Annotated in this window: 10 protein-coding genes; 5 read left to right on the top strand and 5 right to left on the bottom strand. The window is 65.1% G+C overall.

The features are described 5' to 3' along the window. The first annotated feature begins 50 nt into the window (after positions 1–50). The 3 genes from A6A04_RS19065 to A6A04_RS19055 all read left to right on the top strand — a co-directional run bounded on the left by A6A04_RS19065 (position 51) and on the right by A6A04_RS19055 (position 1,961). Entirely contained in the window at positions 51–386 is a 336-nt protein-coding gene (locus tag A6A04_RS19065) for a HesB/IscA family protein (protein WP_068495599.1), read from the top strand. Positions 387–512: 126 nt separating this feature from the next. Beyond that, a complete protein-coding gene (gene nifV, locus A6A04_RS19060) occupies positions 513–1,652 on the top strand; it encodes a homocitrate synthase (protein ID WP_068495598.1) in 1,140 nt (379 codons plus the stop codon). A 12-nt stretch (positions 1,653–1,664) separates the two neighbouring features. Beyond that, a complete protein-coding gene (locus A6A04_RS19055; protein WP_068495597.1) occupies positions 1,665–1,961 on the top strand; it encodes a nitrogenase-stabilizing/protective protein NifW in 297 nt (98 codons plus the stop codon). Between the two features lie 11 nt (positions 1,962–1,972). Here the strand turns inward: A6A04_RS19055 and A6A04_RS19050 are convergent, their stop codons facing one another. Genes A6A04_RS19050 through A6A04_RS19040 form a run of 3 tightly spaced genes read right to left on the bottom strand, consistent with a single transcriptional unit; the run spans position 1,973 to position 8,759 of the window. Next, positions 1,973–2,851 carry a transglutaminase family protein gene (locus A6A04_RS19050; protein ID WP_068495596.1) on the bottom strand — a complete coding sequence of 293 codons (879 nt, stop codon included), beginning with the start codon at positions 2,849–2,851 and terminating at the stop codon, positions 1,973–1,975. Beyond that, positions 2,848–5,433, bottom strand: coding sequence for a circularly permuted type 2 ATP-grasp protein (locus A6A04_RS19045; RefSeq protein ID WP_245651298.1), 2,586 nt, complete (start codon positions 5,431–5,433; stop codon positions 2,848–2,850). Before A6A04_RS19045 ends, A6A04_RS19050 begins: the two co-directional genes overlap by 4 nt. After that, positions 5,430–8,759, bottom strand: a complete 3,330-nt coding sequence (locus A6A04_RS19040; RefSeq protein ID WP_068495595.1) for a transglutaminase family protein — start codon at positions 8,757–8,759, stop codon at positions 5,430–5,432. The genes A6A04_RS19045 and A6A04_RS19040 overlap by 4 nt, the downstream gene beginning before the upstream one ends. Positions 8,760–8,929: 170 nt before the next feature. Here A6A04_RS19040 and A6A04_RS19035 point away from each other — a divergent pair, with 170 nt between their 5' ends. Both A6A04_RS19035 and A6A04_RS19030 read left to right on the top strand, forming a co-directional pair. Next, on the top strand, positions 8,930–10,402 hold the full coding sequence (locus A6A04_RS19035; RefSeq protein WP_068495594.1) for a circularly permuted type 2 ATP-grasp protein: 1,473 nt from the start codon (positions 8,930–8,932) through the stop codon (positions 10,400–10,402). Then, positions 10,399–11,346, top strand: a complete 948-nt coding sequence (locus A6A04_RS19030) for an alpha-E domain-containing protein (RefSeq protein WP_068495593.1) — start codon at positions 10,399–10,401, stop codon at positions 11,344–11,346. The genes A6A04_RS19035 and A6A04_RS19030 overlap by 4 nt, the downstream gene beginning before the upstream one ends. On the opposite strand, the gene A6A04_RS19025 is transcribed toward A6A04_RS19030, so the two are convergent. Together A6A04_RS19025 and A6A04_RS19020 are read right to left on the bottom strand one after the other, a co-directional pair. Further along, positions 11,338–14,460, bottom strand: a complete 3,123-nt coding sequence (locus A6A04_RS19025) for a PAS domain S-box protein (protein WP_172822824.1) — start codon at positions 14,458–14,460, stop codon at positions 11,338–11,340. The two genes, A6A04_RS19030 and A6A04_RS19025, sit on opposite strands and share 9 nt — an antisense overlap. A 111-nt stretch (positions 14,461–14,571) precedes the next feature. Further along, positions 14,572–15,351 carry a GNAT family N-acetyltransferase gene (locus tag A6A04_RS19020; RefSeq protein WP_068495591.1) on the bottom strand — a complete coding sequence of 260 codons (780 nt, stop codon included), beginning with the start codon at positions 15,349–15,351 and terminating at the stop codon, positions 14,572–14,574. Positions 15,352–15,584 lie beyond the last annotated feature (233 nt).

The raw sequence follows: 15,584 nt of genomic DNA, 5'->3' as shown, positions 1-15,584 counted from the left end.
CTTGCTCAGCAATAGGGCAGGGTTTCAGTTACCTCAAGGAGGATGCCGTCATGTTGACCCTCACCGACAAGGCCGTCGACGTTATCCGCGACGTGTGCAAGGGCGAGTACCAGGGCCTTCGCATCATGGTCCAAAAGGGATGTTCCGGGTTCTCCTATAATATGGGCCTGGAAGATGCCGCCGCCGATGACGATCAGGTTCTCGAATTCTCCGACGTGAAAGTGTTCGTCGATCCCGGCTCCGCCTTGTGGCTGGTGGGGGCGACCATGGATTATGTGGATAATTCCTCCATGGGTTCGGGCTTCGTGTTCGACAATCCCAACACGCCGCCCCCCGCCGCGTCGGGTGGTGGTGGCTGCTCCTGCGCCGTCAAGAGCTGCGGCTGACCGACGAGCCGGTGACCCCGTCACCGGCGAGGAGTTGCGACCAAGGGTCGGCGCCGCTGATGCGGCGCCCGGCGCCTGAGAGGCAAGTCCGGACTCGGATGTCGAGTTGGATCTAGGGAGAAGAGCATGGCCGGGCGGATCGTCGTCAACGATACCACGCTCAGGGATGGCGAGCAGACCGCCGGGGTGGCCTTCCGCCTCGACGAGAAGCTGGCCATCGCCAGCGCCCTGGCCGCGGCCGGGGTGCCCGAGATCGAGGTGGGCATTCCCGCCATGGGCGAGGAGGAACAGGCCGGAATCCGGGCGGTGGCCGCCCTTGGCCTGTCGTCCCGCCTGATCGCCTGGTGTCGCATGCGCGACGATGACCTGGAGGCCGCCGCCCGCTGCGGTCTCGATTCGGTCAATCTGTCCTTGCCGGTTTCCGACCTGCAATTGGCGGCCAAGCTGGGGCGTGATCGCGCCTGGGCGCTCGAGCATCTTGATCTGATGATCCGCAAGGCCCGCGACATGGGTTTCGCGGTGCTGGTGGGGGGCGAGGATTCGTCACGCGCCGATCCCGATTTCCTCTGTCGAGTTGTCGAGGCCTGCGAACGGGCGGGCGCCCAGCGCTTCCGCTTCGCCGACACCATGGGCATCATGGATCCCTTCGGCATCCATGACCGCTTCCGCCAGTTGCGGGCCGCCACCGGTATCGAGCTCGAGGTGCACGCCCATGACGACCTCGGCCTGGCCAATGCCAATTCCCTGGCGGCGGTCAAGGGCGGGGCCAGCCATGTCAGCACCACCGTCAACGGCCTCGGCGAGCGGGCGGGCAACGCGCCGCTGGAGGAAGTGGTGGTGGCGCTGGAGCACCTCTATGGCCTGGAGACCGGCATCGACAAGACGGCGCTGTCCGGGGTGTCCAAGCTGGTGGCCGATGCCTCCGGCCGCCCGGTGCCGGTGGACAAGAGCATCGTCGGCGCCAATATCTTCACCCATGAATCCGGCATTCATGTCAGCGGCTTGCTGCGCGATCGCCGCACCTACGAGGCGCTGGACCCGGCCGAACTGGGCCGCGACCATCGGGTGGTGCTGGGCAAGCATTCCGGCCTGACCTCGGTGCTGCATGCCTGCCGCGAGATCGGCTTGTCGGTCTCGACCCCCGAGGCCCGTCACTTGCTAGCCCAGGTCCGCAGCCATGCCGCCCGTACCAAGACCACCCCCACCGCCGACGACCTGCGTCGCTTCCATACGGAAGCGGCGGAATGCTCGCTCGGTCTGGTTTAGGAGTCCGCCGCCATGTCCATTCAGGAAAAGCTTGCCGGTTTGTCCTCGGCCGAACAGTTCTTCGAGGCCCTGGACGTTCCCTTTGACCAGCAGGTGGTCAATGTCAGTCGCCTGCACATCCTGAAGCGGTTCCGCGAACTGCTGCGCGACAAGGGGCCGGAGGCCGACGAGACCCAGTATCGCGAGGCACTGGCCGCCGCCCATGCCGAATTTGCCGAAGGGCGCGGCGCCAAGACCTTCAAGGTGTTCAAGGATTCCATGCCCGGCTTCGTCTCGCTGAACGATCTGCGGCCGGTGGGCGGGGCCTGAGGGGGCCTCCGCTACACCATCTCGATGACGTCCACGGCGACGTGCACCTGGTGGTCGCCGCCGCCCAGCACCACGCCGCGCAGCGGGCTGACATCGTCATAGTCGCGGCCCCAGGCCACCACCACATGGTCGTGGCCCGCCGCGATATTGTTGGTGGGATCGACATCCAGCCAGCCCCAGCCGGGCTGATAGACCGACAGCCAGGCATGGGAGGCGTCGGCGCCCACCAGCTTTTCCTTGCCCGGCGGCGCGATGGTGCGGATATAGCCGCTGACATAGCGCGCCGCCAGCCCCATGGCCCGGACACAGGCGATGCCCACATGGGCGAAGTCCTGGCAGACGCCGCGCCGATCCTCGAACACGGCCAACAGCGGCGTGCCGACGCTGGTGGCCTCGGGGTCGAAGGTGAAGTCTTCGTGGATGCGCCCGATCAGGTCCATCACCGCCTCGGTCAGGGGGCGGCCGGGCGGGAAACTGGGCAGGGCGTATTCCGTCGCCTCGGCCAGCATGGGCACCTGGGGCGAGGCGAAGACGAAATCCATCACCGATTCGTCCAGGCCGCGCCCGCCGGGCCAGGTATCCAGCCGGATGTCGTCCCAGGCCGGTACCGCGATCTGGGGCAGGGGGGGCTGGCTGCTGGTTTCCACCTCGAAACAGGCATCGATCTGCAAGGTTGAATGGGGGTCCTGGATCGTGAAGAAGGTGGTGGGATTACCGAAATAATCCTGGCCGCCATCATGCAGAACCGCCGGTTCGGGGCGGATGGAGACGCTGACCTTGCCCACCTGCTGCCCCGGCACCTCGCGCGGGCGCAGATGGGCGGCGTGGTGGGACAACTGTACCGGCTCGGTATAGCGATAGGTGGTGAGGTGGCGGACGCGGTATTTCACGGCATCACCTCCATGCGGGCCACCGGCAGGCGCCACTGGGCATGGGTGAAGTAGCTGCGCGAGAGCTGCTCGGACAGTTCCCAAAGTCGCGACCGCAGGAAATCCAGCAGCCGCTCGGCGTCGTGATAGCCCGCGTCGCGCTCGTAGCGGGCCAGGACGGTGACATCGGTGGTGCGGATGGTGCCCGACAGGATGGTCATCAGTTTCTGTTCCGGCTTGTAGAAGCCGCTGTCCTCGCCGATGCCGGCCAAGCTGTCCACATGGCGCGACAAGGTGCCGACCTGGAAGCCCAGCGAACGCGGATTGCTTTCGTCGCACAGCAGCAGGTCCAGCACGCCCGCCAGACGGGGCGAGGCCAGATAGCGGGAGCGGTAGGTCATGACGCTGTCCCAGATTTCCAGCAACAGGTCCAGGGCGATGGCGTCCTCGCTCTCCACATCGGTCAGGGCGCCGCTCAGATTGTCGACGATGGCGATGGCGCGTTCCAGGCGGCGGCCCGAATCCAGGAACAGCCATTGCGGCCCCCGGGTCATGTTCTCCATGGCCAGGCCGCTGATGCCCTGCATGGTCAGCACCACCGAATTCAGTCGCCCGATGATGTCGCCATCCAGGCTTTCGGCCTCCAGCAGGCCGACCTCGTCCCGCAGCCGCTGCACCGCGCGCCAGGTGTCGGTGGACAAGCGGTCGCGCAGATTGGTCACCACCCGGATCAGCCTGTCCACGGAATTAGCCAGGCCGGTGGTGGACTCATCCACATGGAACTGGGTCAGGCGGTAGGGCAGATTCTCGGGGTTATCCTCTTCCAGGATGTCGGCGGGCATCTCCATGCCCAGCAGGCCCATGGTGTGCAAGGTGGCGCGGGCCTGCTCGCCATCGTCCTGGGCCAGGCTGTCCTCCATATGGCCCAGCGCGGCGCGCAGCAGCCGGGTGGTGGCCTCGCAGCGCTCGAGATAGCGGCCCAGCCAGAACATGTTGTCGGCCACCCGCGACGGCAGGTCGCGGTTGTCACGGGTCAGGCGGACCGCCGGGGCCCGCAGCTTGGCCGGTGTCTGAAGATCACGCCGACCGGCGGCGATCCAGATATCCTTGCTGCCGCCGCCGCCAGCCTGCAGGCGGGTGGTCAGCAATTCGCGCTCGGCCGACAGGCGGGCCAGACCACCGGGCAGGGCCTGCCAGCCGCGTTCGGTGGCCACCGCGAAGACGCGCAGCACGCAATGCTGCGGCTCCAGATGGCCGCCAGTCCAGACCGGTACGGTGGAGGTGCCCTCGATCTCCTGCGCCACCCAGTCCCAGGGATGGGCCGCGATGGCGGTGCGCAGGGAATTGGCCTCGGATTCGGTGAGGGCCGAACCCACCACCGGCTGGTCGCGATTGGCGAAGGCGGGGCGGATGATCAGCCGTTCCAGATTGGCCAGCACATGGCGACAGGACTCGGGCTCGCCGCACCACCATGTCGCCACCGAGGGCAGGGCCAGTTGCTCGCCCAGCAGGTCGCGGGCCAGGGCGGGCAGGAAGCCCATGAGCGAGGCGCCATCCAGCAGGCCGGTGCCCACCGCGTTGGCCAGGGCGACATTGCCCGCCCGGGCCGATTGCAGCAGGCCCGCCACCCCCAAGGTGGAATCGCCGCGCAGTTCCAGCGGATCACACCAGACGCCGCCGGTGCGGCGGAAGATCACGTCGACCCGCTGCAAGCCGGTCAGGGCCTTGAGGTAGACATTGTTGTCGCGCACGGTCAGGTCCTCGCCCTGGACCAGGGTGATGCCCAATTGCCGTGCCAGGAAGGCATGCTCGAAATAGGTGGCGTTGTAGGGGCCGGGGGTCAGCAGCACGACGCGGGGGTCGTCCTTGTGCCGGGGCGACAGCATCTGCAACTGGCGGCGCAGGGTATCGAAGAACGGCCCCAGACGTTCCACCTGCAGCGAGCGGTGAAGCTCGGGCAGGACGCGGCTGACGATGGAGCGGTTTTCCAGGGCATAGCCCGAGCCCGAGGGGCTTTCGGTGCGGTCGCCCACCACCCGCCAATGCCCGTTGCTGCCACGGGCCAGATCGGCGGCATAGACATGCATGCGGCGCTTGCCGGCGGGCAGCCAGCCATGGCAGGGCCTCAGGAACCCTGGATTGGCGTGCAGCAGCGAGGACGGGATCAGGCCGCGCGACAGCAGGGTGCGCTTGCCGTAAAGGTCGGACAGGATGGTTTCGAGAAGGGTGGCGCGCTGCTCGATTCCGGCGGCGATCATGTGCCATTCGTCTTGCGACAGCACCACCGGCAAGGGGTCCAGCCGCCACGGGCGGTCCAGTCCCTCGGGGTCGCCATACACATTGTAGGTGACGCCGTTGTCGCGCAGCAGACGCTGCCCCATGTCCCAGCGTCGGCGCATCTCCTCGGGCTCGAAGCGCATCAGCCCTTCGGTGAATTGCCGCCAATGGGGGCGAATCTCGCCGTCCTCGCCCAGCACCTCGTCATAGGTGCCGGGAAGCGGCCGATAGACGCTTTGGAGCGACACCGTCGGGTTGCCCTGCCGGATCTTCAGTCGCCGTTGTATCTTCGCCTCCCCCTCCAGCACCACCTGGGCGTCCTTCACTGCAGTCTCAGATCCAGGGTATTGGGATAATCGGGATGAATCACCGGCCCGTCCACCCTGATCGGACCATGGGTATGGCCGAAGGGGAAGAATCTGGCCCGCCTGCGGGCCTCGGCCTCGTAGGAGTTGACCGGGAAGCTGTCATAGCTGCGCCCACCGGGATGGGCGACGTGGTAGGTGCAGCCCGCCACCGCCTGGCCGGTCCAGGTGTCGACCAGATCGAACAGCAGCGGCGTATGGATGCCGATGGTGGGATGCAGGCAAGACGCGGGTGCCCAGGCGCGATAGCGTACCCCCGCCACCAGCTCGCCACGGATGCCGGTGGGGGCCAGGGGCACCGGACGGCCGTTGCAGGTGACGACGTAGCGGTCGCCTTCCAGGTTGGAGACCTTGACCTGGACCCGCTCCACCGAGGAATCCACATAGCGGACGGTACCGCCCGCGCCGGGCTCCTCGCCCATGACATGCCAGGGCTCCAGCGCATTGCGCAGTTCCAGGCGGATGCCGTGATGGGTGATGGCGCCGATCATGGGGAAGCGGAATTCCAGATGGGGGGCGAACCAGGCGCGGTCGAAGTCGTAGCCGCCTGCCCGCAGCCATTCCAGCACCGTGTCGAAATCCTTCTCGACCCAGTGGGGCAGCATGAAGCGGTCGCGCAAGCTCGACCCGAAGCGGATCAGCTTCTCTGTATAGGGGTCTTCCCAGAACCGGGCCACCAGGGCGCGCAGCAGCAATTGCTGCACCAGGCTCATGCGGGGATGGGGCGGCATCTCGAAGGCGCGGAATTCCACCAGCCCCAGCCGTCCGGTGGGGCCATCGGGAGAATACAGCTTGTCGATGCACAGCTCGGTGCGGTGGGTATTGCCCGAGGCGTCGATCAGCACGTTGCGCAAGACCCGGTCCACCACCCAGGGCGCCACATTGGTGCCGGGCGGCGGCAACTGGCTGAGCGCAATCTCCAACTCGTACAGGGTATCGTCGCGGGCCTCGTCGACGCGGGGATGCTGGCTGGTGGGGCCGATGAACAGGCCCGAGAACAGGTATGACAGCGCCGGGTGGTTCTGCCAGAAGCGGATCAGGCTGCCCAGCAGGTCGGGGCGGCGCAGGAAGGGGCTGTCGGCGGGGGTCCAGCCGCCCAGCACCATGTGATTGCCGCCGCCGGTTCCCACATGGCGGCCATCGACCATGAATTTCTCGGTGCCCAGGCGGGTCTGGTGGGCTTCCTGGTACAGGGTCTCGGTGGTTTCCACCAGGTCGCGCCAGTTGTCCACCGGGTTGACGTTGACCTCGATGACGCCGGGATCGGGCGTGATCTTGATGATCTTCAGGCGGGGATCGTTGGGCGGCGGATAGCCTTCCACATGCACCGGGGTTCCCACTTCGGCGGCGGCGCATTCGACCGCGTCGATCAGGTCCAGATACTGCTCGGCGGTTTCCACCGGCGGCAGGAAGACGTTGATGCGGCCGTCGCGGGGTTGGACGCACAGCGCGGTGCGCACATTCTCCGACACCAAGCCGTTGGCGGTCTCGCGCGGGCGCAGGTCCACCGGCACCTGCTGGGTCACCACGCCCTTGGCGGCGCCGGAGCCGGGCACCCGCTCGGTCTGGGTGGTCTGGCGGCGCTTGGGCGGCGGCAGATAGGGGCGCGGCTCGAAGGGGTCGCGTTCATTGTGATAGGGATAGTCGTCGGACGGAATCCACGGCAGCGATTCCAGCGGCAGCCGGAAGCCCAGCGGCGAATCGCCGGGAATGGTGATCAGCTTGCCGTCGCGGGTGGGCCAGGGGCCGGTGATCCAGCGGAAGGTGTCCTTGGCCTGCCAGGGCTGCAACGGCAGCACATAGCCGGTGGGCGTGCCGAGGCCGCGGCGGAACACCTGGGCCAGCCGGGCGCGTTCCTCGGGATTTTCCAGCTTGCTGTCGATGGGATCCACATTGATGGGAAGGGCCTGTTCCCGCAGCAGGTAATAGGCGGGGTCTTCCCAGGCGGGCAGGGCGAAGGCGGAATCCACCCCCAGATGCCGGGTCAGCGCCATGGAGAAGTCGCGGGCCTGTTCGTGGGTCGGCTGGTGGTCGTCCTTTTCCAGGGCGATCAGTTCGGGATTGCGCCAGACCGCCTCGTCATCCTCGCGCCAGATCAGGGAAAAGGCCCAGCGTGGCAGGCTTTCGCCGGGATACCACTTGCCCTGGCCATAGGCGATCAGGGCGCCGGGAGCATAGCGGTCGCGCAGGCGGCGGATCAGGGTGTCGGCATAGGTGCGCTTGGTGGGGCCGACGGCGGAGGTATTCCACTCCTCGCCATCCATGTCCTCGGTGGACACGAAGGTGGGTTCGCCGCCCTGGGTCAGGCGCACATCGCCCTTGGCCAGATGCTGGTCCACCACCTCGCCCAGGGACAGGACCGCCTGCCATTGCTCCTCGGTATAGGGCTTGGTGACGCGGGGCGTTTCCAGGACCCTGGTGACGTCCATGTGATGCTCGAAGGTGACTTCGCACATCTCCACCGCGCCGGTGATGGGGGCGGCGCTGGTGGGATCGGGCGAGGCCGCCAGGGGGATATGCCCCTCGCCGGTCAGCAGGCCCGAGGTGGGGTCAAGGCCGATCCAGCCGGCGCCGGGCAGATAGACCTCGGTCCAGGCGTGCAGATCGGTGAAATCGTGCTCGGCCCCGGTGGGGCCGTCCAGCGCCTTGACGTCGGGAACCAACTGGATCAGGTAGCCCGAAACGAAACGGGCGGCGAGGCCCAGGCGGCGCAGGATCTGCACCAGCAGCCAGGCGGAATCGCGACACGAGCCGCTTCGCAGGGTCAGGGTCTGCTCCGGCGTCTGGACGCCCGGTTCCATGCGGATGGTGTAGCTGATATCCGATTGCAGGCGCTGGTTCAGCGCCACCAGGAAATTGGTGGTCTGGGTCGGCTTGGAAATATCGATGGAAGCGACATAATCCCGCAGCTTCGGCCCGGCTTCCTCGCACAGCAGGAACGGCTTCAGCTCGTGGTCGAGCCCCTTGTCGTAGGAAAAGGGGAAATGCTCTGACTCGGGCTCCAGGAAGAAGTCGAAGGGATTGACGATGGACATGTCGGCCACAAGGTCCACATCCACCGTGAACCCATTGACCTTTTCCGGAAACACCAGCCGCGCCAGCCAATTGCCCTGGGGGTCCTGCTGCCAGTTGATGAAATGGGTCTTGGGCTCGATATCCAGGGAATAGGACAGGACCGGCGTGCGCGAATGGGGGGCGGGGCGCAGCCGAACCACCTGGGGCGACAGGGTGACGGGACGATCGTAGCGGTAGCGGGTGGTGTGCCTGAGCTTGACGTTGATGGCCATCGGTTCATCGGTTCCTGGGCGAAATGGGCTGAAAGGGTAGCACAAGCATAGGCATCCCGCCGTCAAAAAAGCCTTGGATTCCGGCATGGCTGCACCGCTGCCTGGAATTTGAACAAATCCCTGCCGGGTGCTACCCTCGATACGTTTGATACCGTCAGGGAGACTAGGCGATGCAGCAGGAACAGGGAGCCCCGCCCATCCAGGGCCTGTTGGCGCGCTATGATCGGGGTCCGTATTTCTGTGAGATGACCTCTTTTCGCCCCGACGGCCATGCCGAGCTTGCAGCGCTTTACCAGCGACTGGACGGGTTGGACGAGGATTCCTTGCGTCTGCGCCTGGCGGCGGCGGAGAAGGAGCTGTTCGACCTTGGCATCACCTTCACCGTCTATTCGGACAAGGACGCCATCGACCGTATCCTGCCGTTCGACGTGATGCCCCGGGTGATCACCGCCTCGGAATGGCAGCGCCTGGAAGCCGGCATCATCCAGCGGGTCACCGCCATCAACCTGTTCCTGGACGATCTCTATCATGGGCGGCGCATCCTGGCCGACAAGGTGGTGCCTGCCGATCTGGTCCTGGGCAACGCCAACTACCACGAGTTCATGCGTGACCTGAAGGTTCCCTGTGGCGCCTATTCCCATGTTTGCGGCATCGACCTGATCCGGGATCAGCAAGGCGAGTTCCGGGTGCTGGAAGACAATGCCCGCACGCCGTCGGGCGTGTCCTATGTGGTGGAAAACCGCAATCTGATGCTGCAGTCCTTCCCCGACCTGATGGAAGGCATCGGGGTGCGGCCGGTGGACAATTACGGCCTGATGCTGCGCCGGGCCCTGGAGGAGATTTCGCCCGTGGGCGTGGACGAGCCCCGCATCGTGCTGTTGTCGCCGGGAATCTTCAACTCGGCCTTCTTCGAGCATGTGTTCCTGGCGCGCGAGATGGGGGTGCCGCTGGTGGAGGGCCGCGACCTGGTGGTGGAAAACGACCGGGTCTACATGCTGACCACCGCCGGACGGGCTCCGGTGGATTGCATCTATCGCCGCATCGATGATGCCTTCCTGGACCCCAAGGTCTTCCGCCCCGATTCCATGTTGGGGGTGCCCGGACTGATGGACGCCTACCGCAAGGGCAATGTGGCCATTGCCAACGCACCGGGAACCGGCGTCGCCGACGACAAGGCGGTCTATGCCTATATGCCGCGTATCGTGAAATACTATTTGGGCGAGGAGGCCATCCTGCCCAATGTGGAGACCTTCATCTGCCGTGAGAAGGAAGGCCTGGATTACACCCTTGAGAATCTGGATGAGCTTGTGGTTAAACCTGTTGGAGAATCAGGTGGTTACGGCATGATCATCGGGCCAAGGGCGAGCCAGTCCGAGCGTGACGAGTTCAGGGCCAAGTTGAAGGCTGATCCCGCCAATTACATCAGCCAGCCCATGATCGGCCTGTCTGTCAGTCCGACCCTGACCGACATGGGAGTCCAGCCGCGCCATGTGGATTTGCGCCCCTTCGCGGTGACCGGGGCGCGGACCTCGGTGCTGTCGGGCGGCCTGACCCGGGTAGCGCTGAAGGAGGGATCGCTGGTGGTCAATTCGTCCCAGGGGGGCGGCTCCAAGGATACCTGGGTGCTGGAGGAAAGATCATGAGCGAACTTCTCGCCCGCAATGCCGGCAGTATCATCTGGCTGGCCCGCTACATGGAGCGGATCGAGAATCTGGCCCGTATCCTAGGGGTGGCCGAGACCTTCGCCCGCGACCGGGCCGGGCGCAACTGGCTGCCGGTGGTGCAGATCAACGCCGACGAGGAACGCTTCTTCGCCCGTCACCGGGTGGCCGATGCCCGCACAGTGCCCCATTTCTATGTGCTTGACCGCGACAATCCGACCTCGATCATCTCGTCGCTGCGCTCGGCGCGCGAGAACGCGCGCAGCTTGCGGCCGCTGATCTCCATCGAGATGTGGCGTCAGCTCAACCGCATGACCAGCTGGATGTCATCCCTGAGCGACAATGCGACGGCCCAGGCCAATCTGAACGCGCTGTGCACCGAGATCAAGGAGGCCTGCCAGCTGCATGCGGGCATTACCGAGGGCACCTTCTACCGCGATCAGGCGCATTATTTCTACATGCTGGGCAAGGCGCTGGAGCGCGCCGATCAGACCACCCGGCTGCTGGACATCAAGTATCACACCCTGCTGCCCCGGCCCGAGGATGTGGGCTCGGCGCTGGACACCAGCCATTGGAACGCGCTGCTGAAGGCGGCGGCGGGCTATCAGGCCTCGCGCCGGGTATTGCTGGGCTCCATCACGCCGCGATCGGTGGCGGCCTTCCTGCTGTTCTCGGATTCGTTCCCGCGCTCGGTGATTCTGTGCGTGCGTCAGATGGACTGGCTGCTGACCCAGCTGCGGACCCGCTATTCCCTGCGGGGCGGCGCCAGGGCGCTGGAACTGCTGGACGAATTGCGCGCGTCGCTGACCGAACGCAGCATCGACGACGTGATCAACCACGGCCTGCACGAATTCATCGACTGGATTCAGCAGCACCTGATCCTGATCTTCGCCGAAATCCACCAGACCTTCTGCACCTCACGCTGAAGGCGGGATAGGAGGACTGGCGGGGCGGGGCAGGGTGAATTTCACCGTGGTGCCGCCTTGGGGGTTGCCCTCGATCCAGATGCGCCCGCCCAGATCCTCGACAATGCGACGGCACTGCGCCAGGCCGGTGCCAGTGCCGCCGGTCTGGTCGGTCGGGGTCAGGCGGCGGAACAGACTGAACAGATTGTCGCGATATTCCGCGGGGATGCCGACGCCGTTATCGCTGAGGGCCAAGAGGGCCATGCCGTGGTCGGATACGGCGCCGAGGGAGATGGCGGGAGCAATGCCGGGGCGGCGGAATTTCAGGGCGTTGGACAACAGGTTCAGCAGCAGCAGGTGTAGTTTGGCCCGCTGTCCGCGGACCACGCCCAGGCCGCCGCCGGAAATCTCGCCGCCAGTGGCGGAAAGCTCCGAGGCCAGCGACCAGCGGACATCATCGAGAATCTCATCCAGGTCGAGGCTTTCCACCATTTCGGCGGAGCGGAAGGTTTCGCTATAGGCCGCCAGGTCGCGGACCATGTCGCGCATTTTCAAGGCGTCGCGGATGATGAAATCCAGGTAGGAGCTGGTTTCTTCGTCCAGGTTGTCTCCCAACCGACGTTTCAGCAGTTGGGCGAAAAGGACCTGGCGCCGGGTGGGCTCCTGCAGATCATGGGCGGCAACCTGGGCGAAACGCTCCAACTCGGCGTTGCTGCTGGTCAATTCACCGATGGTGTGCTGGATCTGCCGTTCCTGCTCCCGCGACTGGCTGAGGTCGTAAAGCGACAGGACCAAGCTGTCGATTTGCCCGGCCGGGTCACGGGTGGGGACCAGCCGCAGTTCCAGCGGCCGTCCGGACGGATTGCCGCAACTGTCGGATTCCAGCACCATTTGTGCCGTTTCCCGTTTCGCCAGGAACTCGCATAGCGGGCAGTCGGGGCTGCTTGTATCCCTTTCGCACAGGCAATGGAGTCTCTTGCCCAACCGGGACTGGGAGCTTTCGGTCAGGGCGAAGAAGGCGCTGTTGGCCCGCAGCAGTCGCTGGTCGCCGTCGATCACCGCGATGCCACCCTGGAATCCATCCATGGCGACACTCCAGTGGCGGGCGGTCTGGGCCAGTTCCCGGGCCATGTCGCGCTGGGCCTGTTCCGAGCGGACCCAGTTGACGATGTCCATGGCGATCACCGCCAACTCGGACGTGATATCCAGGTCGTCCTGGTCGTAGTCCTCGGCCTTGTTGCCGACGCCGATCACCGCCGTGAAACCCTGATCCCCGGCGATGGGGACCGTCAGCATGCGGTTGACCGGGGCATGGCCGGCCGGCATGCCCCGCTTGTTGGGCAGGATGGCGTAGTCGTTGTAGATCAATGGCTTGCCCTGGCGCAGGCACTCGGCCCAGACCCCTGCCTCCATGATCGGATAATGCAGGCCCTTGCCCTCGGCGGAGCACATATGGGCCAGGGTGTTGCTGGACCAGGCCTGCAAGGTGAGGGTCTGCTGGTCGGCATCGACGAAATGGAAGAAGCCGATGGTGCTGGCGGTCAGACGCTCGGCGGCGTCCAACACCTCGGTCATCAGCCGGTCCACATCGCCGGTGCGTCCCGCCTCGGACAAGTGCAGGCGGGTCTTCAGCAGCGTATCGGCGCGGCGGCGGCGGCGCAGGTCGCGCAGGAAGGCGAACATGCGCCCGCCCTCGATATCGGAATAGACGGTATTGACCTCCACGTCCCAGATGGAACCGTCCTTGCGACGATGTTGGCTTTCGAACGTCAAGCTCTTGTTCTGGCGGATCAGCTCGATGCGGTTCCAGGTCTCGCCGGGGGTCTCGATGGCTTCCAGGTCGGGGACGCGCATGGTGCGCAATTCCTCGATGGAATAGCCGGACTGGTGGGCATAGGCCGAATTGACGTCCAGGATGCGTCCATCCGCGGCCACCAGCCAGAAGCCGTCGGAGGTTGCCTCGATGGAGGCGCGGTAGAAGGCCTCGCGCTCCAGCAGCCTGCGTTCGATCTCCCGGCGCAGGGTGACGTCGCGAATGGAGCCGACGATAAAGTCCTCGCCGTCATGATTGGCGCGGCTGGCCGAGATTTCCACCGGCACCATCTGGCCATCGGAGCGCAAGAGATCGGTATGGACCACGACGGGGGTGTCGGAGGACTGGATATCGCCCCAGATCTCCTCTCGCCGTTCCGGACTCATGGTTGGGTCGAAGCGCGATACCGGCTGGCCGATCACCTCGGGCTTGGCCAGACCCAGCAACTCGCAAATCGCATCATTGGCATGGGTCAGAATGAAACCGCGGCTTGGGCTGATGGCGTAGATGGGGTCGCGGCAGCGCTCCACCAGGGCTCCGAGGAACTGGACTTCGCCTCGCAGCTGCGCCTGGTCGGTGATGTCGCGGCTGATGCCGAGCAGGCCAAGCAAGCCGCCCTGGGAATCGCGGAACGGAACCTTCAGGGTATCGAGCAGCACCCGGTGCCCATCGGGATAGGTCACCCATTCCTCGTTGCGGCGTGCCTGGCCCGACTGGAACATGGCGATGTCGTGGCTGCGGAAGAACTGGGCCACGTCCGGGGGGAAAATCTGGAAGTCGTCGCGGCCGATCAGTTCCTGCTCGGTATGGCCGATGAACTCCTCGAACGGCTTGTTGCAGCCGGTATAGCGGAAGGTGGAATTCTTGATGAAGACCAGATCGGGAATGGTGTCCATGATCGCCCGCAGCCGGACCTGATCATCGGACAGACGGCGTTGCTGCCTGACTTCGTCGGTGACATCGCGGGCGACGGCGAAGATCAGTCCGTCGTCCTCGGTGGGGGTGGAACGCCACGACAGGTAACGATAGTCACCGGAGCGGGTGCGATAGCGATTGGTGAAATTGATGATGCGCCGCCCGGTCAACTGGCGATCCATGGCGATCAGGGTGGCGGCGCGGTCGTCGGGATGGACCAGATCCATGAAGGCCTGGCCAATCAGCTCCTTGAGCTCGAAGCCCAGCAACTGGTTCCAGGAATTGGACAATCGCTGGAAGTAGCCCTGGGCGTCCACGACACAGAGAAGGTCGGAACTCAGTTCAAAAAACCGCTCGATCCCCAGGATATCCGAAGACCGTCGAAACGGCTGACTCATCTCGGCCATGCGCATCTTCCCATCCAGCGCATGGCTTTCCCTCGGCCAGTCCGGACTGATACTAAGTATATATCCGGACTGGCCCGAGAGACAGTATCAAAAGGTAACGGTCTGCTTCAGCTATACGGCGAAGCGCTTGACGTAGCGTCCGGCGATATCGGCGGCGTTGACCACCACCAGCACGTCGGTGGTGTTGAACTGGTGATCGATGACGGCACCGTCGCCGATGGCGCCACCGAGGCGCAGATATCCCTTGAGCAGCGGCGGCAGCGAAGCCAGCACCTTGCGGGCATCCCAGGCGGCGGTGATATCGGCGAAGTCCACCCGGTCCTGATGGGGCAGGGCGCGGCCGCGCAGATGGGGCGGTGCCAAGTGGTTGTCGCGCAAATACGCCAGTTGCGGCGCCAGCAGGTCGGGCTCAGTTCCGGGGAGCGAGCCGCAACCGAACAGCACCTGTACCCGATGCTCGACCATATAGGCGGCCAGTCCCTGCCACAGCATCTGCAGCGTGCCACGATGACGCCAGCGGGCGTCGACGCAGGAACGGCCCAGTTCCAGGATCTCGCCGGGCGTGTCGATGAAGGCGGAAATGTCGAACTCGCCCGCCGTGTAGAACCGGCCAACCTGATAGGCGGCATGGCGCCGGATCAGGCGATAGGTGCCCACCACCTCGCCCTCGGCCAGGACCAGCAGGTGGTCGCAGACCTCGTCATAGTCGTCGAAATCCAGCTCCAGGGCGGCCATCGCCGCAGTGGGCTTGGCCCCCATTTCCTCATAGAATACCCGGTAGCGGATGCGCTGGGCGGCGGCGATTTCGGCCCGGCTTTCGGCCAAGCGCACCTCGATGCCATCGGCGGAAAGCGGAACAAGGGCGTGCACGGCCACGGTCTGGTGGGTCATGACTCACCTCTGCGGATGAAGGAATGGATAATAGCGGAGAAAAGGGAGAAACTTGCCAGATCAGCCGTGTACGAAGTCACGGGACTGTTGCGATCCGACGAACCTTTGACAAGGTGGGTTTCTTGGCCTCTCATGCGATGTCATATAACTTAAAGACTTGTTCGCACGGGGTGAAACAATTATTACATCTGTTTCATGTCGACGTTTGCAGAATTAAGACAGTAATAGCGGGG

The sequence above is a fragment of the Paramagnetospirillum marisnigri genome (genome assembly GCF_001650715.1).
Taxonomy (GTDB): domain Bacteria; phylum Pseudomonadota; class Alphaproteobacteria; order Rhodospirillales; family Magnetospirillaceae; genus Phaeospirillum; species Phaeospirillum marisnigri.
This window is presented reverse-complemented; position numbering and strand designations above follow the sequence as displayed.